This window comes from Pseudomonas sp. sp1636, assembly GCF_030376615.1.
In the GTDB taxonomy this organism is placed as follows: Bacteria; Pseudomonadota; Gammaproteobacteria; order Pseudomonadales; family Pseudomonadaceae; genus Aquipseudomonas.
This window is the reverse complement of sequence record NZ_JARRAB010000015.1, coordinates 48,261-70,197: the sequence shown is the minus strand read 5'-3', so window position 1 is coordinate 70,197 and position 21,937 is coordinate 48,261. Positions and strand designations below refer to the sequence as shown.

The 21,937-nt window shown below is 65.1% G+C and carries 17 protein-coding genes; 7 read left to right on the top strand and 10 right to left on the bottom strand.

The genetic code is table 11. The features are described from left to right. Positions 1–43 precede the first annotated feature (43 nt). A complete protein-coding gene (locus tag P8H27_RS15365) occupies positions 44–1,294 on the bottom strand; it encodes an acyl-CoA dehydrogenase family protein (RefSeq protein ID WP_289638470.1) in 1,251 nt (416 codons plus the stop codon). A 134-nt stretch (positions 1,295–1,428) separates the two neighbouring features. Here P8H27_RS15365 and P8H27_RS15360 point away from each other — a divergent pair, with 134 nt between their 5' ends. Then, positions 1,429–2,121, top strand: a complete 693-nt coding sequence (locus P8H27_RS15360; protein ID WP_289638469.1) for a disulfide bond formation protein B — start codon at positions 1,429–1,431, stop codon at positions 2,119–2,121. 175 nt (positions 2,122–2,296) lie between these two features. Here P8H27_RS15360 and P8H27_RS15355 read toward each other — a convergent pair whose 3' ends face one another. Beyond that, positions 2,297–3,031, bottom strand: a complete 735-nt coding sequence (locus P8H27_RS15355; RefSeq protein WP_289638468.1) for an SDR family oxidoreductase — start codon at positions 3,029–3,031, stop codon at positions 2,297–2,299. Between the two features lie 423 nt (positions 3,032–3,454). Here P8H27_RS15355 and P8H27_RS15350 point away from each other — a divergent pair, with 423 nt between their 5' ends. The 5 genes from P8H27_RS15350 (at position 3,455) to P8H27_RS15330 (ending at position 8,535) form a co-directional block, all read left to right on the top strand. Beyond that, entirely contained in the window at positions 3,455–4,462 is a 1,008-nt protein-coding gene (locus P8H27_RS15350) for a TRAP transporter substrate-binding protein (RefSeq protein ID WP_289638467.1), read from the top strand. 299 nt (positions 4,463–4,761) lie between these two features. Beyond that, positions 4,762–5,739, top strand: a complete 978-nt coding sequence (locus P8H27_RS15345) for a ribose-phosphate pyrophosphokinase (RefSeq protein WP_289638466.1) — start codon at positions 4,762–4,764, stop codon at positions 5,737–5,739. Positions 5,740–5,780: 41 nt separating this feature from the next. Further along, the gene (locus tag P8H27_RS15340) at positions 5,781–6,896 is read left to right on the top strand and encodes a CapA family protein (protein WP_289638465.1); all 1,116 of its coding nucleotides are present in this window, start codon (positions 5,781–5,783) and stop codon (positions 6,894–6,896) included. A gap of 97 nt (positions 6,897–6,993) precedes the next feature. Next, on the top strand, positions 6,994–7,560 hold the full coding sequence (locus tag P8H27_RS15335; RefSeq protein WP_289638464.1) for a phosphoribosyltransferase family protein: 567 nt from the start codon (positions 6,994–6,996) through the stop codon (positions 7,558–7,560). A 489-nt stretch (positions 7,561–8,049) separates the two neighbouring features. Continuing rightward, positions 8,050–8,535, top strand: a complete 486-nt coding sequence (locus P8H27_RS15330) for a BCAM0308 family protein (protein ID WP_289638463.1) — start codon at positions 8,050–8,052, stop codon at positions 8,533–8,535. Between the two features lie 161 nt (positions 8,536–8,696). On the opposite strand, the gene P8H27_RS15325 is transcribed toward P8H27_RS15330, so the two are convergent. The 7 genes from P8H27_RS15325 to P8H27_RS15295 all read right to left on the bottom strand — a co-directional run bounded on the left by P8H27_RS15325 (position 8,697) and on the right by P8H27_RS15295 (position 20,179). After that, positions 8,697–9,362: a dienelactone hydrolase family protein gene (locus tag P8H27_RS15325; RefSeq protein ID WP_289638462.1), complete on the bottom strand. Its 666-nt coding sequence runs from the start codon at positions 9,360–9,362 to the stop codon at positions 8,697–8,699. A 22-nt stretch (positions 9,363–9,384) separates the two neighbouring features. Continuing rightward, entirely contained in the window at positions 9,385–10,068 is a 684-nt protein-coding gene (locus P8H27_RS15320; protein ID WP_289638461.1) for a phosphoribosyltransferase, read from the bottom strand. A gap of 152 nt (positions 10,069–10,220) precedes the next feature. Then, positions 10,221–11,672, bottom strand: a complete 1,452-nt coding sequence (locus P8H27_RS15315; protein WP_289638460.1) for an efflux transporter outer membrane subunit — start codon at positions 11,670–11,672, stop codon at positions 10,221–10,223. Further along, positions 11,669–14,776, bottom strand: coding sequence for an efflux RND transporter permease subunit (locus P8H27_RS15310; protein WP_289638459.1), 3,108 nt, complete (start codon positions 14,774–14,776; stop codon positions 11,669–11,671). Before P8H27_RS15310 ends, P8H27_RS15315 begins: the two co-directional genes overlap by 4 nt. Then, positions 14,773–17,865, bottom strand: coding sequence for an MdtB/MuxB family multidrug efflux RND transporter permease subunit (locus P8H27_RS15305; protein ID WP_289638458.1), 3,093 nt, complete (start codon positions 17,863–17,865; stop codon positions 14,773–14,775). Before P8H27_RS15305 ends, P8H27_RS15310 begins: the two co-directional genes overlap by 4 nt. Then, positions 17,862–19,082 (bottom strand): MdtA/MuxA family multidrug efflux RND transporter periplasmic adaptor subunit, encoded by a 1,221-nt coding sequence (locus P8H27_RS15300; protein ID WP_289638457.1) that lies wholly within the window; start codon positions 19,080–19,082, stop codon positions 17,862–17,864. The genes P8H27_RS15305 and P8H27_RS15300 overlap by 4 nt, the downstream gene beginning before the upstream one ends. A gap of 185 nt (positions 19,083–19,267) precedes the next feature. Then, positions 19,268–20,179 carry a LysR family transcriptional regulator gene (locus P8H27_RS15295; protein ID WP_289638456.1) on the bottom strand — a complete coding sequence of 304 codons (912 nt, stop codon included), beginning with the start codon at positions 20,177–20,179 and terminating at the stop codon, positions 19,268–19,270. Between the two features lie 116 nt (positions 20,180–20,295). Between P8H27_RS15295 and P8H27_RS15290 the strand changes: the two genes are divergently transcribed. After that, a complete protein-coding gene (locus tag P8H27_RS15290) occupies positions 20,296–21,291 on the top strand; it encodes an aldo/keto reductase (protein WP_289638455.1) in 996 nt (331 codons plus the stop codon). 58 nt (positions 21,292–21,349) lie between these two features. Here the strand turns inward: P8H27_RS15290 and tpx are convergent, their stop codons facing one another. Next, on the bottom strand, positions 21,350–21,850 hold the full coding sequence (gene tpx, locus P8H27_RS15285; RefSeq protein ID WP_289638454.1) for a thiol peroxidase: 501 nt from the start codon (positions 21,848–21,850) through the stop codon (positions 21,350–21,352). Between the last annotated feature and the right edge of the window lie 87 nt (positions 21,851–21,937).

Sequence of the window (21,937 nt, the reverse complement as noted above, 5' to 3'; positions counted from 1 at the left end):
GGCGCACCAGGCGCTCGAAAACCTTGCTGCGCCGACGTGGCTCTCAGCTTTGGCTGAATGGGGTCAGGTAGGCCGCCGTCGCCCCGCGCGTGGCTTCGCTGGCCTTGAGCTCCAGGCGGGCGATGCTGCGCAGGTGCACCTGATCCGGGCCATCGGCGAAACGCAAGGCACGACCGCTGATCCACATGTCGGCCAAGGGCGTGTCCGGGGTCAGGCCCATGGCGCCGTAGACCTGCATGGCCCGGTTGACCACCCGGGTGTGCATGGCCGGCACCAGCGCTTTGATCATGGCGATTTCCTTGCGCGCCGCCTTGGCGCCCACTTCGTCGATCATCCAGGCGGTCTTGAGCACCAACAGACGCGCCTGTTCGATCTCGATGCGCGACTCGGCGATCCAGTCGCCGATATTGGCGTATTGGTGCAAGTATTTGCCGAAGGCCTTGCGTTCCTGACAGCGTTCGACCATCAGTTCCAGGGCCAGCTCGGCCATGCCGATCGAGCGCATGCAGTGGTGGATACGCCCCGGACCGAGACGTGCCTGAGCCATCATAAAGCCCGCACCCTCCGCGCCCAGCAGATTGCCAACCGGCACCCGCACATTGCGCAGCAGCAACTCGCTGTGGCCTTCCGGGGCGATGTGGTGCATCACCGGGATATTGCGCAGCAACTCCACTCCCGGAGTATCGAACGGCACCAGGATCATGCTCTGCTGTTGATGCGGGCCGGCGTCCGGATCGGTCTTGCCCATGACGATCAGCAGCTTGCAATCGGGGTGCGAGGCATTGGTGATGAACCACTTGCGGCCGTTGATCACGTACTCGTCGCCCTCGCGGCGGATCAGGGTCTGGATGTTGCTGGCATCCGATGAGGACACGTCCGGCTCGGTCATGGCGAAAGCCGAGCGGATCTCGCCGTCGAGCAGCGGCAACAGCCAGCGCACGCGTTGCTCAGGCGTGGCAAACAGATGGAGCAACTCCATGTTGCCGGTGTCCGGCGCGTTGCAGTTGAACACCTCCGAGGCCCAGGGTACGCGACCCATGATTTCCGCCAGGGGCGCATATTCCAGATTGCTCAAGGCAGTGCCTGGCTCGTCCTCATGCAGCGCCGGCAAGAACAGGTTCCACAGCCCCTCGGAGCGCGCCAGGGCTTTGAGGTCGGCCATAAAGGGCACGGGGAAATGACCGGCGGCAACCGCGGCGTGCCAGGCGCCAATACGCGGGACTATGTGCCGGTCGAGAAAGGCGCGGAGCTGTTGGCGCAACTCCTCTGTACGCGGGCTGTAGGCAAAGTGCATGGCGAACCTCGGTCGGTGGTTGTGTGTACCGCCACCTTAGCCATACCCAAGCGGCAACCCCAGCAAACTGTAGCGCCTGAATCGGCGCCAATCACGGCCGCCAAGGCGGCAACTAATCTTGACCGGGATCATCATTGCTGTCGCCAGAGCTGCTATGTGCGGCTATTTACCCCGCCCCCAAGCGTGCCCTGAATGGGATTTGCCCCCAGCGCTACACAGTCGTTTGCAGTTTCAGCCAAGAGTTGCTGGCACACCCAACAGGTAACTGGTACATAGCCATGCTTTATGTTCTTGCCTGGCTGCCCTCGGAGATTGCTATGACTCGCCAGAAATCCATGGTTGCGCTGCTTTCGAGCGTTGCCTTTGCCTGTTTCGCAATGCTCGGCGGTGCTTTGCTCATGCAGCACCTGCTCGCTTGGGAGCCTTGCACGTTGTGCGTGCAGATCCGCCTGTGGTTGCTGCTCGGCGGCGTTCTGAGCCTGCTGATAATTGCGGCCGAGGGTATTGGGCAACGCTGGTTGACCCTGTTTTTCTGGCCATTGTTGCTGGCCGCGGGATTTATGGCGATGTTCGACAATGGCCATTTGGTGCTGATCGAGACCGGCATCCTGGAAAGTTTCAGTTGCTCGCCCTTCCCGTTCTATTCGTTCTACCTCCCCCTGCACGAGTACTTGCCCGCGGTATTCATGAGCGCAGGCGTCTGTGGGCAAAACGATTACGCCATCCTGGGCCTGCCGTTCACCAACTGGACCCTGCTGAGCGTGACGTTGCTGTTCGGTTTGATCCTGTTTGCCGCGTGGCGTGCCGTTGGCCAATCCGGCAAATAGCCGCCTGTATGCGCTTACCCCGCTCGGCTGATTAGCAGGTTGTTGAAAAATGTAGGCGAGGCAGGCAAGACAAGGCAAAAACGGCCGAGGAAGCGGAGTTTGCTGGCTGTAAATGAGCATTCCGAGGCCGTTTTTAACGCAGTATTGCCAACGCAGGTAGTTTTTCAACGGCCTGCTAGATGATGCCGCCATTGACCCGCAGGGTCTGCCCGTTGACCCAGGCGCCCTGCTCGCTGACCAGAAAGGCCACGACATTGGCGATATCCTCGGGCGTGCCCAGGCGCTGCAAGGGTGGCTGTTTAGCCATTCGTTCGATTTGCTCGGCGGATTTGCCGCTCAAGAACAACTCGGTCGCTGTTGGCCCGGGCGCTATAGCGTTGACGCAGATGGCCCGCCCGCGCAGTTCCTTGGCGAAGATCGCGGTAAAGCTTTCCACTGCGGCCTTGGACGCGGCATACACCGAATAACCAGGCAGCGCCAAGCCCACCACGCTGGTGGAAAAGTTGACGATACGCCCGCCTGCGCGCAGGTGCCTGGCCGCCAGGCGCAGGGTGTTGAAGGTGCCCTTGGTATTGATCGCGAAGATTCGCTGATAGAGCGCATCGTCGCTGTCGGCCAGGCTGACCGTACCGGGCTGGATGACCCCGGCGTTATTGATCAGGATGTCGATGCCGCCGAACTTCATCTCGGCCTGGTCGAACAAGGCTTCGACCGCCACCGAATCGCTGATGTCGGCCAACACGGCATAGGCCTGGCCGCCAGCGCTGACGATATCGCGCACCACCTGCTCGGCATCCGCCGGCTGCGCGGTGTAGTTCACCACTACGCTGATGCCGTCGGCGGCTAGGCGTTTGGCGATGGCCGCACCAATCCCCCTTGAGGCGCCGGTAACTATGGCTACTTTTGACATGCTTACTCCTGCTGATAAGGAGCGAAGGAAAGTACAACTCAACTCTCACTACCCAAGGCTCAGGCTGCACGGCTTGTAATAACTGGTATAGCTGCCATCGGCGCAGGGCGTTCGACCGGTGGTCACGTCGTTTTCGACGCCCCGCCCTCCGTAGATGGGGAGGAAGCGCTTGCCGACAGCGAAAACCAGCGGATAGCCGCTCACCCGCATCCAGGCAAAGGCGGAAAACCGCCAGCCCATGCGAACTGGGTCACATGCTTCTGGCGACGCCTGAGGGGCTGCACAGCAAGCGCGTCGTTGGCACAGGCATTGCGATACATAGCAAGCGTTTGGTGGACGGCAAGCCGCCGCCATCGTCACGAATGCCCCGCAGGCACATGCCCACCCGGCTCAGACCGGTCAATAACAGGAAAGGACTGTCAGATGTTCAAGTCGATCTTCGCCCTGGCCGCCTGCGCCCTGGCGTTCACCTCCGCCAGTGCGTACGGCGCCCAAGAAAACACCCCCATCCTGATCAAATTTTCCCATGTGGTTGCCGACAATACGCCCAAGGGCCAGGGTGCCCTGCTGTTCCAGCGGCTGGTCGAAGAGCGTCTGGCGGGCAAGGTCAAGGTCGAGGTCTACCCCGACTCGGCGCTCTACGGCGATGCCAACGAACTGGATGCCCTGCGCAACAACGAGGTGCAACTGCTGGCCCCCTCACTGGCCAAGTTCGAGAAATACACCAAGCAACTGCAGGTTTTCGACCTGCCCTTCCTGTTCGACGACCTGGCTGCGGTCAATCGTTTTCAGAAACGTGCCAAGGGCCGCCAGCTGCTGCGCGCCATGGAGGATCACGACATCGTCGGCCTGGCCTATTGGCATAACGGCATGAAGCAGCTGTCGGCCAATAAGGCGTTGCTGGTACCAGCCGACGCGGCTGGCCTGAGCTTCCGTATTCAGCCATCCAGCGTGCTTGAGGCGCAGTTCGCTCAGTTGCACGCCACGCCGCAGGTGCTACCTTTTGCCGAGGTCTTTGACGCGCTGAAAAACGGTCGGGTGCAAGGGGCAGAAAATCCCTGGTCGAACATTTCCAGCAAGCAACTGCACAGGGTTCAACCGTTCATCAGCGAAACCAATCACGGCGTGCTCGACTACATGTTGGTGAGCAATCCGCGCTTCTGGTACGCCATCCCCCATCAGCTCCGTACGGAGCTGGAAGGCATCATCGACGAGGTCACCTACGAGGTGAATCGTCAGGCCGAGGCCGCCAACCTGGCCGACCGCCAGCGCATCGAAGCCTCGGGCACAAGCCGGATAATCGCGCTGAACGAAGAGCAACGCGATGCCTGGCGCCAGGCCATGCAGCCGGTGTGGCAGCAATTCGAAACAGTCATAGGCGCGGATGTCATCAAGGCGGCGCAAACCGTTAACCGGAAAAAACGCGATTGAGCGGGGTGATCGGCCGGCGCTTGAGCTAGAGCCGGCTGGAATCGCCGCTTCCGAGCCGGCCCGGCTGCGGTAGCGGGGTTTGCCGACACGTGGCAGGGCCTATAGCCGAACCGCCGCGCCGGCTCGACTAAGCTGAATAAGACCCGCCAGCGAGTGGCCTGGGCATTCAGGTTCCCCCGGCGCGCTTGTGGCCAGCCTGCGCGGCTGACTCGCCACGGTCGATCTCGACCCACAATGGCTGGGCGCCACGGCTCACAGTTGCATCGGCCTGCGGAGCCTGTCCCAGAAGGAGTTCCAGCATGCGCCCAGCGTACCCCCTGTTGTTTGCTTTGCGCGGCAACCAGGACTATGGCACCCGCGTGGCGCAGCGACTCGGCTGCCGCCTGGCCGCGCACGAGGAGCATGTGTTCGAGGATGGCGAGCACAAGAGCCGAGCGCTGGATCCGGTCAACGGCCGCCAGGCGGTGGTCTTTCACGGGCTCTACGGCGACACCCAGTACAGCGTCCACGACAAGCTCTGTCGCCTGATGTTCTTCTGCGCCGCGCTGAAGGACGCCGGAGCCCGTCGGGTACAGGTAGTCGCCCCCTACCTGTGCTATGCGCGCAAGGAACGGCGCACCGCGGCGCAGGATCCGATCATCAGCCGTTACGTCGCCACCCTGCTCGAGGCCAGCGGGGTCGATCGGCTGTTGAGCCTGGAGGTGCATAACCTTGCCGCCTTCGACAATGCCTTCCGTATTCCCACCCAGCACCTGCACAGCGCCGAGCTGTTCGCCGAGCATTTTGCCGGTTCGATCGGCGCCGCCGAGGTGGTGGCGGTCTCCCCCGACACGGGCGGGGCCAAGCGTGCCGAGCAGTTCCGCCAGGCCCTCGAACGACGTCTGGGGCGGCCCGTGAGCGGCGCCATCATGGAAAAGTACCGCAACGACGAAGCGCTCAGCGGCACGCGGCTGAGCGGCGAGCTGCAAGGTAAGACCGCGATCCTCTTCGACGACATGATCAGCACCGGCGCCACCCTGCTGCGCGCCGGTCATGCCTGCCGGGTCGCCGGCGCCACGCGCCTGTTCGCCGCTGCGGCGCATGGCCTGTTCACCGGCGGCAACGAACTGCTCGACGGCGCCCTGTTCGAGCGCCTGGCGATCTGCGACAGCGTGCCGCCGTTTCGTCTCGACCCCAGGCTGGCGGCACAACGTCTGGACATCCTCGACACCACTGCGTTGGTGGCGACGCTACTGGCCGAAGAGTATGGCTTGCCGGTCATCGAGCCTCGGCCATGACCACCGCCCGGCTCTAGGGGCGGCGCGACCGCGAGGCAAGCATGCACAGAGCCAGCTACAGGGTGTTTCTCGGCGGCGACCTGATGACGGCCCGCGGGGTCGATCAGATCCTGCCGCACCCAGGCGACCCTCGTCTCTATGAAGCCTACGTGCAGGATGCCCGTGACTACGTGCGGCTGGCCGAACGGCGCAACGGGCCGATTTCGCCTCCGGTGGATTTCACCTATGTCTGGGGCGTGGCGCTGCAGGCACTGCAGCGGCGCCGCGTGAATCTGCGCCTGGTCAATCTGGAGACCGCGCTGACCCGCCGCGGCCAGCCGCAGGCGAAAGGCATCAACTACCGGATGAATCCGGCCAATTTGGCCCTGCTCGAAGTGGCCGGCATCGACTGCTGCGTGCTGGCCAACAACCATGTGCTGGATTGGGGCGAAGCGGGCCTGATCGATACCCTGCACAGTCTGGACAAGCTGGGTCTGCAACATGCCGGCGCGGGGCTCAGCCTGGCCGCGGCCGAAACCCCGGCGATTCTCCCCCTGGCCGATCGCCGCCGGCTGCTGCTGTTCGCCTGGGCCACCCCGGACTGCGGGGTGCCGCCAGACTGGGCGGCCGACGAGCGGCGGCCGGGCGTCGCCCGCCTGGAGAACCTCTCGGCGCACAGTCTGGAGCGGGTGGCGGCGCGCATCGCGGCGGCGAAACGTCCGGGCGATTTGATCGTCGTCTCCCTGCACTGGGGCGGCAACTGGGGCTTCGCCATCGCGCCGGAGCAAGTGCGCTTCGCCCACGGCTTGATCGACCAGGCTGGGGTGGATGTGCTCTACGGCCACTCCTCGCACCATATCAAGGCGCTCGAGGTGTACCGCCAGCGCCTGATTCTCTACGGCTGCGGCGATCTGCTCGACGACTACGAAGGCATCGACAGCCATGCCGGTTACCGCGCCGACCTGGGGCTGTTGTATTTCGCCGAGTTGGCCGCCGACGGTCGCCTGCTGGCCCTGGAGTTGCAGCCCACTCGCCAGCGGCGGCTGAGCATCCAGGCTGCCGAAGGAGCGGATCGCCAGTGGCTGCTGGACAGCCTGCTACGCGAGTGTGCAGGTTTTGCTTGCAGCGTGCGGCCTGACAGCGGCCAGGGCTTCAGCCTGGTTTGGCCGGCCCGGTAGTGCCCGGGCGAATCGACCGAGCGGGCCTCGCCGTGCCCGGCGGCACCGGCGCGGCGCGCTATGGTTAACTCATCAGCCCGCCACCAGGAGCCGTCACATGCAGCCGAAACCCGCAGGCCAACGGTTCTGCTTGTACAACGCGGAGGAACTCGACGAGATTTTGCAGCTGATGGCGCGTCAGGCTGCCGCCCTGCTGCCCCCTGGGCGAGCTGCGCTGGTGGGGATTCTGCGCCGCGGCGAGCCGCTGGCGCGCAGGCTCCAGCAGTATCTGGCGCGGGATACCGGGCAACCCGAGTTGCCACTGTATCCGCTCAAGGTGAAACGCTATGCCGACGACCTCAGCCTGCTGCATGCGCAGACGGCATTGACCGAAAACCCGCAACTGGCCGCACTCGACCTGGGCAATACCACGCTGTTGGTGGTCGATGATGTGCTCTATGAAGGGCATTCGTTGCTGCGCACCTGCAGCTATCTGAGCAGTCTCGGCGCGCAAGAGGTGCGCACCGCGGTGCTGGTCGACAGACGCAGCAGCAAACAGCCGATCCACGCCGATATCGTCGGCGCGTGCCTGCAGGTCGCGCCCAACGACATCATCGAGTGCAACGTACCGCCCTACGAGGACACCTGGCGTATCGAGGTGGTGCGCCACGGTGCGAAGCGCTGATCGGCTCGATGGCGTTTGCAAAATAAGGCGCTAGAAGGCCGGTTTGGCTAGTCGATTAGCTCAGATTCGCCGGCTTGGGTCTTATCTGTGGGAGGCCCGACCTCGGGGCGAAGCCGTTGTCCAGCAGCGCGCCCCCACAACTTGGCAGCCCTGCGGGCTGCATTCGCCGCGGGGCGCGCCTCCTACATGGTTGCGGACAGGCTTGAGTCCATGGCTAAACGGCTTAATCGATCAGGCCGCTAGGCGATCTTGGCGCCGCCTGGCGGGATCGAGTCTGCCCGTGAAACCAGGCCCGAACAGACCCAGGCTTAGGCCGTTGGTTGAGACTGACCAGGCCAGGCCGCAACTCAGCGCAATAAAGAACCAGCACAGGTGATTGTCGGGAAGCTGTTCCAGGCGTAGCGTTTCTCTAGCAGGTGTCTGGCAGACAGCCTTGCACTGCGACGTCCGACAACCTGCATGCGCCCCATCGGCTTCCAGGAGAAGGTCATGGACAAGCAACAGCAAAGTCAGAAAACCCAGCTTTATCCCGCTCGCAACGGCGACCCCTACTTGAAGCCACCGCGCAATGGCGTGGCACTGTGCCCGGAGTGTGGCGTCATCTACCAGCAGGGACGCTGGGCCTGGCAAGACGCGGCCCCAAGCGCTGCGCAGAGCGTGGTTTGCCCGGCCTGCCAGCGTATCGCCGACGATCAGCCCGCCGGAACCCTGCAACTCTCAGGCAACTTCCTGGGTGAGCATCGCGATGAAATCCTCAATCTGATCCACAACACCGAGCAGTCGGAAAAGGCCCAGCACGCGCTCGAGCGCCTGCTCAGGATCAGCGAGCAGGACGACGGCATGCAGGCGACCACCACCGGCCTGCACCTGGCCAACCGCATTGGTCATGCCCTGGGTGCCGCCTACAAGGGCCGCATCGAGTACAGCTACAGCGAGGATGAGCACCACGTCGACATCCACTGGCATCGTGACTGACCGCGCTTAGGCCAAGTTCGAGCCGCCTGTGCACCTGTCAGGAGAACGTCGGGCGGGCCTGCTCGGTGTCGAGCCAGTTGGGCGCAACGCTTAGGCTTCTGGGCGATTTCTCGGCCCAGCGCCAGGCAGACCTTGTCGACGGCCATCCCGTGCGGTGCGGGCTATCGCGTGGCAGTGCCCAGATAACGCTCGAACCAGTCGCCGGCCTCGCGGGCCACGATCTCCAGGGCGCCGGGTTCCTCGAACAGGTGGCTCGCCCCGGGGATCACCGCCAGCCGCTGGATACAGCGCAGTTGCTCGCCGGTCTGGCGATTGAGTTGCAACACCAGGGAATCCTCGCCGCCGACGATCAGCAGGGTCGGCGCCAGCACCTCGGCCAGCATTGAACCGGCGAGGTCGCTGCGGCCGCCACGACTGACCACCGCCTGCACCCTCTGCGTGCGCTGCGCCGCAGCCAGTAACGCGGCGGCCGCGCCGGTGCTGGCGCCGAACAGGCCGAGGCGCAAATGGCGCAGTTGGCTGTCGGCGCCGAGCCAATCGATCACCCCGAGCAGGCGCCCGGTCAGCAATGGGATGTCGAAGCGCAGCTCACGGCTGACCCGATCCAGGCGCTGCTCCACCTCGCTCAGCAGGTCGAACAGCAAGGTGGCCAGCCCGCGCCCATTGAAATAGCGCGCCACCTGTTGATTGCGCGGGCTGAGCCGGCTGCTGCCGCTGCCATGCACGAACACCACCAACCCCGTCGCGGCGGCGGGCAGCAGCAAGTCGGCAGCCAGCTGCACATCGCTCAGGGTCAGGTTCAACACGCGTGTGCCAGGGGTTTGCATCGGCTTCGCCTCCTGTCGGGAATCACACCGTTGTTTCGCAGCTGCGCTGCCAGGCGCGCTGCAACAGATCGAGCACCTCGCGGTCGGTGGTCTGGTCGAAATCCAGGTACCAGCGCCCGATGGCCACCAGCATCTCGGGCATCAACGGGCAGACCAGTTCGTCGACCTGGCTGCGCAGCAGTTGCGCGCTGTCAGGTGCCGCCACCGGCACGGCGACCACGATGCGCGCCGGGCTCTGCTGGCGTACCGCGCGGATCGCCACCTGCATGGTGGCGCCGGTGGCCACGCCATCGTCGACCAGGATCACCTGCTGGTCGCGCAGCACCGGCGCCGGCCGTTCGCCGCGATAGGCCCGGTCACGGCGCTGCAGTTCCTCGGTTTCCCGCGCGGCCACCGCGTCGAGGCTGGCCTGGTCGATGCGGGCGTAGTGCAGCACGTCGTGGTTGATCACCCGCACCCCGCCACTGGCGATGGCGCCCATGGCCAGCTCCGCATGGCCGGGGACGCCGAGCTTACGTACCAGCAGCAGATCCAGGCGCACGTCCAGGGCGTTGGCGATCCGGTAAGCCACGGGCACCCCGCCGCGCGGCAGGGCCAGGACGATCACGTCGGGGCGCTGGCGATAGGCTACGAGTAGCCGCGCCAAGCCCTCACCCGCGGCCACCCGGTCGCGAATCGGAAGGTGCAGGAAAGCGTCTCGGCTCATAGCTCCACCCTTGCCCGCGCACTGGCGCGAGAGGCGCCAGGCATGTACGCGGCCTGTTAATAGTCCGGCGCTGTTACTGCGGCAGCAACCGCTGGTTTATACCGCTTTCCGCTAACGAGCATGCCAACCCGCATATTGCAGCGGCACCTTATCTACTCCTGTGGCACCGCCTGCCAACCGCCGCCCAGGGCGGCGATCAGCTGCACGCTGGCGGTCAGGCGGTTGCCTTGCAGGGTCAGGCGGGTGCGCTCGTTGCTCAGGGCGCTGGTTTGCACGCTGACCACGTCGCTGAAGCCCAGGGTGCCGGCCTGGTACTGGTTGAGGATCAGCCGTAGCGACTCGCGCGCGGCCTCCAACGCCTGTTGTTGCACCACGGCCTCACGCTCGAACACCGCCAGCTGCACCAGGAAGTCCTCCACTTCGCGGAAGCCCTGCAACACGGTTTGCCGGTAATCGGCCACGGTCTGGTCGTAGCGCGCCTCGCTTTGCTCGACCTGGGAGCGGATCAGGCCGCCGTCGAACAGGTTGACGGCGAACGCCGGGCCGATCGACCAGAACCGGTTAGGCGTGCTGATCCAGCCGTTCAGGCCGCCGCTGCGGTAACCGCCGCTGGCGGACAGGGTCAGATCCGGGTAGTAGGCGGCCTTGGCCACACCGATGGCGGCGTTGGCCGAGATCACCCGGCGTTCGGCCGCGGCGATGTCGGGGCGGCGTTCGAGCAGTGCCGAGGGCAGGCTCAGCGGCACCGTCGGCAGGCTGGGGACATGCTCGCGACTGGCCAGGGCAAACTCGGCCGGCGCCACGCCAATCAACACCGCCAGGGCATGTTCGAGCTGAGCGCGCTGGAACTCCAGGTCGATCGCCTCGGCCTCGGCGCTCTTCAGTTGGGTCAGCGCCTGGGTCACGTCGGACTTCGGCACTATGCCGGCGCGGTACTGGTTGTCGGCGATCTTCAACGCGCGCCGATAGGCCGCCACCGTGGCGTCCAGCAGGCGCTTCTGCTCATCCAGCACGCGCAGCTGCAGGTAGCTCTGCACCAGCTCCGCCTGCTGGCTCAGGCGCACGGCCGCCAAGTCGGCGGCGCTGGCCTGCATGCTGGCGTTGTCGGTCTGCAGTTGCCGACGCAGCTTGCCCCAAATATCCAGCTCCCAGCTGACGCCGAGGTTGGCGTCGTAGGTCTTCGAGACCTGCGCGGCGTTGGAGCCGCTGACGCTGATGCCGCCGCTGGTGCCAATGGTGCTGTCGCCGCCGCCCTGCCCGGCGCGGGTCACCCCGCTATTGAAACCGACGCTGGGAAACAACGCCGCCCGTGCGCCGCGCGCCAGGGCGACGGCCTGGCGATATTGCGCTTCGGCGCTGGCCAGGCTCTGGTTGTTCGCATTCAGGCGTTCGACCAACTGGTTCAGCTCGCTGTCGCCATACAGCCGCCACCAGTCGCCGCGCAGCGCCTCATCGGCCGGTGCGGCGGCCTTCCAGCCGGCGGCCTGCTTGAAGTGCAGGGCGCTGGCCGAATCCGGGCGCCGGTAGTCGGGGCCAATGGCGCAGGCACTGAGGGCCAAGGTGGCCAGGCTCAGGCACAGCGAACGCAGGATTACAGGCTTCATACGGGGGTTTCCAGGGCGGCATCGGTGCGTACGCCGCGCCAGCGGTTGACCCGGTGGCGCAAGCGGTCGAAATACAGGTAGATCACCGGAGTGGTGTAGAGGGTCAGCAACTGGCTGAGGATCAGCCCGCCGACGATGGTGATGCCCAACGGCTGGCGCATCTCCGCGCCTTCGGCGCTGCCCAACACCAGCGGCAGCGCGCCGAGGATCGCCGCCAGGGTGGTCATCATGATCGGTCGAAAGCGCAGCAGGCAGGCGCGGCGGATCGACTCCTGCGGGCTCAGCTGTTCCTGACGTTCCAGTTGCAGGGCCAGGTCGATCATCAGGATGGCGTTCTTCTTGACGATGCCGATCAGCAAAAACAAGCCGAGCAGCGAGATCAGACTGAATTCGATGCTCATCAGCTGCAGGGCGAGCAAGGCGCCGACCCCCGCCGAGGGTAAGGTGGAGAGGATGCTCAGCGGGTGGATGTAGCTCTCATAGAGCACGCCGAGGACGATATACACCACCAGCAGCGCCAGCAGGATCATCCACGGCTGATTCTGCTGGGTCTGCTGGAAGGCGCCACCGGTACCGCCGAGCATGCCCTGTACCTCGGTCGGCAGGTTGAGCCGCGCCACCGCGCGCTCGATCGCCACACTGGCCTGCTCCAGGCTGATCCCTTCGGCCAGGGCGAAGCCGATATTCTCGACGGCGAACTGGCCCTGGTGATGCACCCGGTCTTCCTCCAGGCCGCGCTCCCAGCGGGCCAAACTCGACAGCGGCACTCGTGCCCCATCGGCGCCGATCAGCTGGAGTTGGTCGAGGGTCTCCGGGTATTGCGCGTATTGCGGGTTGATTTCCATGACCACGCTGTACTGGTTGAGGCTGTCGTAGATGGTCGACACCTGGCGCTGACTGAAGGCGTTGTTGAGCAGTGCGGTGATCATGTTCATGTCCACGCCGAGGCGTTTGGCCGTGTCGCGGTCGACCAGCAGGCGGATCTGCTGGGCGCCCTCGGTCTCCTTGGCGTCGATGTCGGTCAGCTCGGGCAGCGTTCGCAAGGCCTCGCGCACCTTCGGCAACCACTCGCGGAGCAGCTCTAGGTCGCCGGACAACAGCATGTATTCGTTTTCCGAGCTACGCCCTTCCCGCCCGCCGATCTGCAGATCCTGATCCGGCATGAGGAACATGCGCCCACCGGCCACCTTCGGCGCGTTGCGGCGCAGGCGATTGATCACCTCCTGGGCCGACAGGTCGCGCTCGGCGATGGGCTTCAGGCGCACTATCATGAAGGCGTTGTTGATCCCGCCGGAGCCGCCGATGAAGCCGGCCACGCTGTCCACTGCCGGATCGGCCAGCAGCGCGCGGCGGTAGATTTCCATCTTCGGCTGCATGACCTGGAACGACAGGCCGTCGTCGCCGCGGATCATGCCGATCAACTGGCCGGTGTCCTGCTGCGGCAGGAAGGTCTTGGGTACGCTGACGAACAGAAAGACATTCAGCGCGATGGTCGCCAGCAAGCTGAACAGCATCAGCAGCGCATGGTTGAGCGCCCAGTCCAGGCTGCGCCGGTAACCGTCCAGCACCCGCGCCTGCATCCGCGCCGCGCAACGCTGCAAGGCATTGGGCTGACGCTCGAGCTGTTCGGCCTTGAGCCAACGGGCGCACAGCATCGGCGTGAGGGTCAACGAAACCAGCAGCGAGACGACTATGGCCACCGCCAGGGTGATGGAAAACTCGCGAAACAGCCGTTCGACGATGCCGCCCATAAACAGGATCGAGATAAACACCGCGACCAGCGACAGATTCATCGCCAGCAGGGTGAAGCCCACCTCGCGCGCGCCCTTGAGGGACGCGGCCATGGGCGTTTCACCGGCCTCGATATGGCGGGTGATGTTTTCCAGCACGACGATGGCGTCGTCCACCACCAGGCCGGTGGCGATGATCAACGCCATCAGCGACAGGTTGTTCAGGGAAAAACCCAGCAGGTGCATCGCCGCGAAAGTGCCGACCAGCGACACCGGCACCGCCAGCGCCGGGATCAGCGCGGCGCGCCAACGGCCGAGGAAGGCGAACACCACCAGGATCACCAGGGCCACGGCGATCAACAGGGTGCGCTCGGCCTCGTGCAGGGTGGCGCGGATCACCGGCGAGCGATCCATCGCCACGGCCAACTTGACGCTGGCCGGAATCACCGCACGCAGCGCCGGTAGCTGCTCGCGGATGCTGGCGATGGTTTCGATGATATTGGCCCCGGTCTGGCGGTTGATCACCATTAGCACGGCTTGTTCATCGTTGTAGAATCCGCTGTTATAGCGATCCTCCACCCCATCGCTGACCGTGGCCACATCGCCCAGGCGCACCGCGGCGCCGTCCCGATAGCGAATGATCAGCGGCAGGTAATCGGCCGCTTTCTCCAACTGGTCGCTGGCTTGCACCTGCCAATAGCGCTCGCCATTTTCCAGCGCGCCTTTCGGCCGCTGGGCATTGGCTGCGCTGATCGTCTGGCGCACCTCGTCCAGGGCGATGCCGTACTGGTCGAGCAGGCGCGGCTCCAAGGCCACGCGCACCGCCGGCAGCGAGCTGCCGCCGATGCTCACCTCGCCGACGCCGCTGACCTGCGCGAGCTTCTGCGCCAGGATGGTCGAAGCCACGTCATACAGCTGGCCCTTATCCAGCACCTCGCTGGTCAGCGACAGCACCATGATCGGCGCCTGCGACGGGTTGAACTTGCGGTAGCTCGGCATGCTGCGCATGCCGCTGGGCAGCAGCTCGCGCGCGGCATTGAGCGCCGCCTGTACCTCGCGGGCGGCGACGTTGCTGTCTTTATCCAGCTCGAACTGCAGCATGATCCGCGTGCTGCCCTGGCTGCTGCGGCTGTTCATCTGGCTGATACCGGCGATGGTGCCGAGCGAGCGTTCCAACGGCGTGGCCACGCTGGAGGCCATGATCTGCGGGCTGGCCCCCGGCAGGCTGGCCTGCACGCTGATGGTCGGAAAATCCATCTGCGGCAGCGGTGCCACCGGCAACAAGCCGAAGCTGACGCCGCCGAGCAGGAGGATCGCCAGGCTCAGCAGCAGGGTCGCCACCGGTCGGCGGATAAAGGGCGCGGAGAGGTTCACACCAGCACTCCCGCCGCGCTGCGCCCGCTCAGGCGCCGCGACAACCGGTCGAAGTACAGGTAGATCACCGGCGTGGTGAACAGGGTCAGCACCTGGCTGAGCAACAGGCCGCCGACCATCACCAGGCCCAGCGGATGACGCAGTTCGGCACCGGAACCCGAGGCCAGCATCAGCGGAATGGCGCCGAACAGCGCCGCCAGGGTGGTCATCAGAATCGGCCGGAAGCGCAGCAAGGCCGCCTGGTAGATCGCCGCTTCCGGGGCCATGCCTTGATTGCGTTCGGCGTCGAGGGCGAAGTCGATCATCATGATCGCGTTCTTCTTGACGATGCCGATCAACAGGATAATGCCGATGACCGCGATCAGGCCCAGCTCGTTGCCGGTCAAGAGCAGCGCGAGCAACGCGCCGACCCCGGCCGAAGGCAAGGTCGAGAGGATGGTGATCGGGTGGATGTAGCTCTCGTAGAGCACGCCGAGGACGATGTACATGGTGACGATGGCGGCCAGGATCAGCAGCAGGGTGCTCGACAGCGAGGCGCGAAAGGCCTCGGCCGCCCCCTGGAACCGGGTCTGCACCCCGCCGGGCAAGCCGATGTCCTGCTCTACCCGCTCGATCGCCGCCACCGCCTCGCCGAGGGCAACACCTGCGGCCAGGTTGAACGACAGGGTCGCCGCCGGGAACTGGCCGATGCGGTTGGTCAGCAGACTGGCGGCGCGCTCGTCGATGCGCGCCAGCGACGACAAGGGAATTTGCCTGCCGTCGGCCGTCGCCACGTGGATCTGGCGCAATGCGGCCGGGCCGATGCTGCCGGCGTTGTCGCTTTCCAGCACCACCCGATACTGGCTGGCCTGGGTGTAGATGGTCGAGATCTGCCGTTGGCCGAAGGCGTCGTAGAGCGCATCGTCGATGGCGGCGACGCTCACGCCGAGGCGCGAGGCAGCGTCCCGGTCGATCTGCAGGAATACCTGCAGGCCACGGCTTTGCAGGTCGCTGGCGACATCGCTGAGTTGCGGCTGCTGACGCAGCGCGGCAACCAGCTTGGCCACCCATTCCTCCAGCAACGCCTGGTCTGGCGACTCCATGCTGAACTGGAACTGGGTGCGGCTGACCCTATCCTCGATGGTCAGATCCTGCACCGGCTGCAGGTACAGCTCGATGCCGGCCAGTTTGGCCAAGCGCGGGCGCAGGCGCTCGATCACCTGACTGGCCGTGACATCGCGCTCGGCATGCGGCTTGAGGTTGATCAACAGACGCCCGCTGTTGAGGGTCGGGTTGTCGCCATCCACGCCAATGTAGGACGACAGGCTGGCCACCGCCGGATCCTGCAGGATCAGCTCGGCCAGGCGCTGCTGGCGCTCGCTCATGGCGCCGAAGGAAATCGACTGCGGCGCCTCGGAAATGCCCTGGATCACCCCGGTGTCCTGCACCGGAAAGAAGCCCTTGGGCACCGCCAGGTAGAGCAGCACGGTCAACGCCAGGGTGACGATGGCGACCAACAGGGTCAGCGGCTGGCGCCTGAGCACCCATTGCAGGCAGATGCCGTAATGGGCGATCAACTTGTCGATCCACTGGCCGCTGCTGCGGTAGAAGCGCCCCTGCTCGGCCTGCGCCTGATGCTTGAGCAGGCGCGCGCACATCATCGGCGTCAGGGTCAGCGACACCACCAGGGAAATCAGGATCGCCACCGCCAGGGTGATGGCGAACTCGCGGAACAGCCGGCCGACCACATCGGCCATGAATAACAGCGGAATCAGCACCGCGATCAACGAGATGGTCAGCGAGATCAGGGTGAAGCCGATCTGCTTGGCGCCCTTGAGCGCGGCATTCAGCGGGGTTTCGCCGGCTTCCAGGTGGCGGGCGATGTTTTCCAGCATGACGATGGCGTCGTCGACCACGAAGCCGGTGGCAATGGTCAGGGCCATCAGGGTCAGGTTGTTGATGGTGAAGCCGGCCAGGTACATCACGCCGAAGGTGCCGATCAGCGACAGCGGCACGACTATCGACGGAATGATGGTCGCCGACAGCTTGCGCAGGAACAGGAAGGTCACCAGCACCACCAGCAGCACCGCCAGCAGCAACTCGTGCTGTACGTCACGTACCGCGGCGCGAATGGTCTGGGTGCGGTCGGTCAGCACACTGACCTCGACAGTGGCCGGCAAGCCTGCACTGAGAGTGGGCAACAAGGCCTGGATGCGCTCGACCACCTCGATCACGTTGGCGCCGGGCTGGCGCTGCACATTGACCAGCACCGCCTCGTTGCGGTTGGCCCAGGCCGCCAGGCGATTGTTTTCCGCGCCGTCGACGATCTCGGCGACCTCCTTCAGGCGCAGCGCCGCGCCGTTCTGGTAGCTCAAGATCAGCTCGCGGTATTCCTCCGGGGATTTGAGCTGGTCGTTGGCATCCAGTTGCGAGACGCGGGTCGGGCCGTCGAAGTTGCCTTTGGGCTGGTTGACGTTGCTCGCGGTGATCAGGCTGCGCACATCGGCGAGATTCAGGCCGTAGGCGGCCAGGGCTTGCGGATTGACCCGGATGCGTACCGCCGGGCGCTGGCCGCCGGCCAGGGTGACCAGGCCGACGCCGCTGGTTTGCGCCAGCTTCTGCGCCAGGCGGGTATCGACCAGGTCGAACACCTGCGGCAACGGCATAGTGGCCGAACGAATCGCCAGGGTCAGCACCGGGGTATCGGCCGGGTTGACCTTGTTGTACACCGGCGGCGCCGGCAGATCGTTGGGCAGCAGGTTGCTCGCCCCGTTGATCGCCGCCTGCACCTCCTGCTCGGCAACCTCCAGTTGCACCTCCAGGTCGAAGCGCAGGGTGATCACCGAGGCGCCCGCGGAGCTGCTCGAAGACATCTGCTTCAAGCCCGCCATCTGGCCGAACTGGCGTTCCAGCGGGGCGGTCACCGCACTGGCCATCACGTCCGGGCTGGCGCCGGGATAGAGGGTCATGACGCGAATGGTCGGGTAATCCACCTCGGGCAAGGCCGATACCGGCAGCAGGCGATAGGCGATCAGGCCGCTGAGCAGGATCGCCAGCATGATCAGGGTGGTGGCGACCGGGCGCAGGATAAACAGGCGGGAAGCGTTCATGCGTCTGCCGGTGTCCGCACTGCCCGCACGTTGGTTTGCTTGGCGGTCGGAGCCTGGCTTTCGCCGATCACCTCGACGGCGCTGCCGTCACGCAGGCGGTCGGTGCCCTCCAGCACCAGGCGCTCGCCCAGCTCGACGCCCTCCTCGATCAGGGTCAACTCACCATTGCTCGGCCCGGTCACGATCGGCCGCACCTGCACCTTGTCTTGCGCGTCGACCACATAGACGAAGGTGCCGCGCGCGCCGAACTGCAAGGCTGCAGCGGGTATCAACAGGGCCTGCTCGCGGGTCTCCAGCAGCAGGCGGACGTTGACGAACTGGTTGGGAAACAGCAGCTCCTCGGCATTCTCGAAACGTGCCTTGAGCTTGACCGTGCCGGTGGCGGTATCGATCAGGTTATCCAGGCTGTCCAGCTGCCCTTCGGCCAGTTTGAGCGTGTCGTTGCGATCCCAGGCTTCGACCCGCAACCGCTGCCCAGCCCTGAACTGGCGCAACACCGCCGGCAGCTCGGCCTCGGGCAAGGTGAACAGCAGGGCAATCGGCAGGGTTTGGGTAATCACCACCAGCGGCAGTGCATCGGCGGAGTTGACCAGGTTGCCGCGATCCACCTGGCGCAGACCGAGACGGCCACTGATAGGCGCACGCACCTGGGTGAAGTCGAGGTTCAGGCGCGCCTCTGCGACCGCCGCCTGGTTGCTCTTGAGCACGCCGCGGTATTGGTTGACCAGGGCCTGCTGGGTGTCCAGGGTCTGTTTGGCGATGGAGTCTTCGGCGTACAGGCCACGATAACGGGCCAGATCCAACTCGGCGTTGTGCAGTTGCGCCTGATTCTCCTGCTGCACGCCCAAGGCCTGTTGCAGGGCCACTTCATAAGGCCGTGGATCGATCACCGCGAGCAGGTCGCCGGCCTCGACCCGCTGGCCATCCTCGAACAACAACTTGACCAGCTCACCTTCCACCCGGCCGCGTACATGCACCGTGTTGTAGGCGGTCACCGTGCCCAGGGCTTTCAACTCGACCGGGAAATCGCCTTGCGTGACCGCCGTCACCCGCACCGGCACCGGCCCGCCATCGCGCCAGTGGCCGCCCGCCTGGGCCTGCGGTTCGTTGGGCCAGAACCACCAGATCAGGGCGATGATCAGCGCCAACAGAATCAGACCGATCAGCCATTGGCGTGACTGCTTCGAGGTACGGGGTAATGCGGTTGTCTCAGACATGGCCAGGTCACTTCTTTGGAGTGCCTGAACGATAAGCAGTGTCAGGCACGAAGCAAAGCCTCTTTACCGGCTATTTACCTCTAACTTAGGTTGCTAAGCCCATGCCCTGTCGATAAAAAACCGCCTGACACAGAGCGCTGACGCTGGCTTTACGAGGGTTTCGCCCCGGCTGCCAGCGGCTCGGCTCAATTCGGCCGTAGCGAATCGTGCCGGGCAAACAGTTCGACCAACCAATCGACGAACACCCGCACCCGCCGCGACAGCTGTCTGTGCGGCGGGTAGAGCGCCGCCAAGGGCATCGGTGCCGGGCGGAAGTCGGCGAGGATTTCGCGCAGGCTGCCGGCTGCCAGTTGCTCGCGCAGGTGGTAATAAGGCGCCTGGATGATGCCCATCCCCGCTTCGCAGGCGGCGACATAGCCTTCGGCGGTACTCAGGGCGATGTTGCCGGGCAGCTCCAGCTCGACCCGCGCGCCCGCCACCATAAAATCCAGGGGAAGACGCCGTCCGGTGCGGGCGGAGAAGTAATTGACGGCGCGGTGCCCCTCCAACTCGGCGAGCGTCTGCGGGATACCGTAGCGCTGCAGGTAAGCCGCACTGGCGCAGGTAATCTGCGGCAATGCGCTCAACGGCCGCGCCACCAGGCTGGTGTCGTACACCTCGCCGGCACGCAGCACGCAGTCCACCCCTTCGCGAATCAGCTCCACCGGGCGGTCGCTGGCGCCGACTTCCAGTTCGATGCGCGGGAAACGGGCGCAGAAATCTGGCAACGCCGGAATCACCAGCCGGTGCGCCAGCGAGGCCGGCAGGTCGACCCGCAGCCGCCCCTGTGGGCCGCTGCCGCTCTGCGAGAAAAACGACTCGGCTTCCTCCAGATCAGCCAACAAACGCAGACAGCGCTCGTAGTAGGCCTGACCATCCGGGGTCGGGCCGACCTGGCGGGTGGTACGACGCAACAGTTGCACCCCGAGATGGGCCTCCAGCTGCTTGATCAGCTGGGTGGCCGAGGCCCGCGGCAGACCCAGGCTGTCCGCAGCCTTGCCGAAGCCGCGCAATTCGACGATCCGACTGAACACCCGCATGGCGAGAAAACGATCCATCTGCAGCACCACTATTTCGAATAAGCAAATAGTGAATACGTTTTCAGTAGGTTTATCCACTCAGCCTTAACATTCAGACTGGGCGTGACCCTTCCCCACCACACAGGAGCACCCCCATGAAAACTCGCCGACTCGGCCGTAACGGCCCTCTGGTTTCAGCCATCGGCCTCGGCTGCATGGGCATGAGCGAGTTCTATGTCGCCGGCCGCGATGAGCGCGAATCCATCGCCACCGTACACCGCGCCCTGGAACTGGGCCTGAACCTGCTCGACACGGCAGACGCCTATGGCCCGCACAGCAACGAGCTGTTGCTGGGCAAGGCCCTGGCCGGCAGGCGCGAGCAGGCCTTCCTGGCCAGCAAGTTCGGTTTGTTGCGCGATCCGCAGGATCCGCAGCGGCGTGGCGTCAGCGGCCGGCCGGAGTACGTGCGCCAATCGATCGAGGGCAGCCTAAAGCGCCTAGGCACCGACTACCTGGACCTCTACTACCAGCACCGCATCGACCCCGAGGTGCCGATCGAGGAGACCGTCGGCGCCATGGCCGAGCTGGTGCAGCAGGGCAAGGTGCGCTACCTCGGCCTGAGCGAGGTTGCCCCCGAGACCCTGGAACGTGCCCAGCGGGTACACCCGATCAGCGCGGTGCAGAGCGAATACTCGCTATGGACCCGCGACCCCGAGGAGAATGGCGTGCTGGCGACCTGCCGCCGGCTGGGCATCGCCTTCGTGCCCTACAGCCCGCTGGGCCGCGGCTTTCTCACCGGCACCTTGAAGAGCCCGGAAGACTTCGCCGCCGACGACTACCGGCGCTTCAGTCCGCGCTTCCAGGGCGACAACTTCGCCAAGAATCTGCAACTGGTCAGCCAGGTCGAGCGACTGGCCGCGGATAAAGGCGTGCTGGCCTCGCAACTGGCGCTGGCCTGGGTGCTGGCCCAAGGCGAGGATCTGCTGCCGATCCCCGGCACCAAGCGCCGCAGCTACCTGGAACAGAACGTCACCGCGCTGGACATCCCGTTGAGCGCCGTCGAGATCGCCGCGCTGGACGCCATCTTCCCGCCGCGAGCCGCCGCCGGCGAACGCTATGCGGCGGAGTCGATGGCGATGCTGACGCGCTGAGTCCGCCAGGAAAAACCCGGCCTACCGAAGTAGGCCGTTTTGTCTGAATCGCTTGCGCTTACTTGAGTGCGGCCAGCGCCGCTTGGTAATTCGGCTCGTTGCCGATCTCGCCGACCAGCTCGCTGTGCAGCACCTTGTCGTGCTCGTCCAGCACCACCACGGCGCGGGCGGCAACGCCGGCCAGCGGGCCGTCGGCGATGGCTACGCCGTAGTCCTTGAGGAACTCGGTGCCGCGCATGCTCGACAGGTTGACCACGTTCTCCAGGCCTTCGGCACCGCAGAAGCGCGCCTGGGCGAACGGCAGATCGGCGGAGATGCACAGCACCAGGGTGTTCTCCAGTTTGCTGGCACTGGCATTGAAGGTGCGTACCGAGGTGGCACAGGTTGGGGTGTCGACGCTGGGGAAAATATTCAGCACTTTGCGCTTGCCCGCCAGGCTGCTCAGGCTGACATCGGCCAGACCGGCGCCGACCAGGGTGAAGGCCGGCGCCTGCTGCCCGACCTGTGGCAGCTGACCTTCGACTTGTACCGGGTTGCCATGCAGGGTTACTTGAGTCATCGAGGTGTCCTCTTTTGCCGGAACGGGGGGATATTTAGTTGTCGGAAAAATACACAACGCAATCAGAGTTAACCATGCCGCCTACGA

What these genes read in the sequence shown, in the direction of transcription:
- P8H27_RS15345 (WP_289638466.1), top strand. Translation starts at nt 4,762, where the DNA reads ATGCGCCCAGCGTACCCCCTGTTGTTTGCTTTGCGCGGCAACCAGGAC.
- P8H27_RS15295 (WP_289638456.1), bottom strand. Translation starts at nt 20,179, where the DNA reads ATGGATCGTTTTCTCGCCATGCGGGTGTTCAGTCGGATCGTCGAATTG.
- P8H27_RS15330 (WP_289638463.1), top strand. Translation starts at nt 8,050, where the DNA reads ATGGACAAGCAACAGCAAAGTCAGAAAACCCAGCTTTATCCCGCTCGC.
- tpx (WP_289638454.1), bottom strand. Translation starts at nt 21,850, where the DNA reads ATGACTCAAGTAACCCTGCATGGCAACCCGGTACAAGTCGAAGGTCAG.
- P8H27_RS15325 (WP_289638462.1), bottom strand. Translation starts at nt 9,362, where the DNA reads ATGCAAACCCCTGGCACACGCGTGTTGAACCTGACCCTGAGCGATGTG.
- P8H27_RS15290 (WP_289638455.1), top strand. Translation starts at nt 20,296, where the DNA reads ATGAAAACTCGCCGACTCGGCCGTAACGGCCCTCTGGTTTCAGCCATC.
- P8H27_RS15320 (WP_289638461.1), bottom strand. Translation starts at nt 10,068, where the DNA reads ATGAGCCGAGACGCTTTCCTGCACCTTCCGATTCGCGACCGGGTGGCC.
- P8H27_RS15335 (WP_289638464.1), top strand. Translation starts at nt 6,994, where the DNA reads ATGCAGCCGAAACCCGCAGGCCAACGGTTCTGCTTGTACAACGCGGAG.
- P8H27_RS15350 (WP_289638467.1), top strand. Translation starts at nt 3,455, where the DNA reads ATGTTCAAGTCGATCTTCGCCCTGGCCGCCTGCGCCCTGGCGTTCACC.
- P8H27_RS15305 (WP_289638458.1), bottom strand. Translation starts at nt 17,865, where the DNA reads ATGAACGCTTCCCGCCTGTTTATCCTGCGCCCGGTCGCCACCACCCTG.
- P8H27_RS15365 (WP_289638470.1), bottom strand. Translation starts at nt 1,294, where the DNA reads ATGCACTTTGCCTACAGCCCGCGTACAGAGGAGTTGCGCCAACAGCTC.
- P8H27_RS15355 (WP_289638468.1), bottom strand. Translation starts at nt 3,031, where the DNA reads ATGTCAAAAGTAGCCATAGTTACCGGCGCCTCAAGGGGGATTGGTGCG.
- P8H27_RS15315 (WP_289638460.1), bottom strand. Translation starts at nt 11,672, where the DNA reads ATGAAGCCTGTAATCCTGCGTTCGCTGTGCCTGAGCCTGGCCACCTTG.
- P8H27_RS15300 (WP_289638457.1), bottom strand. Translation starts at nt 19,082, where the DNA reads ATGTCTGAGACAACCGCATTACCCCGTACCTCGAAGCAGTCACGCCAA.
- P8H27_RS15340 (WP_289638465.1), top strand. Translation starts at nt 5,781, where the DNA reads ATGCACAGAGCCAGCTACAGGGTGTTTCTCGGCGGCGACCTGATGACG.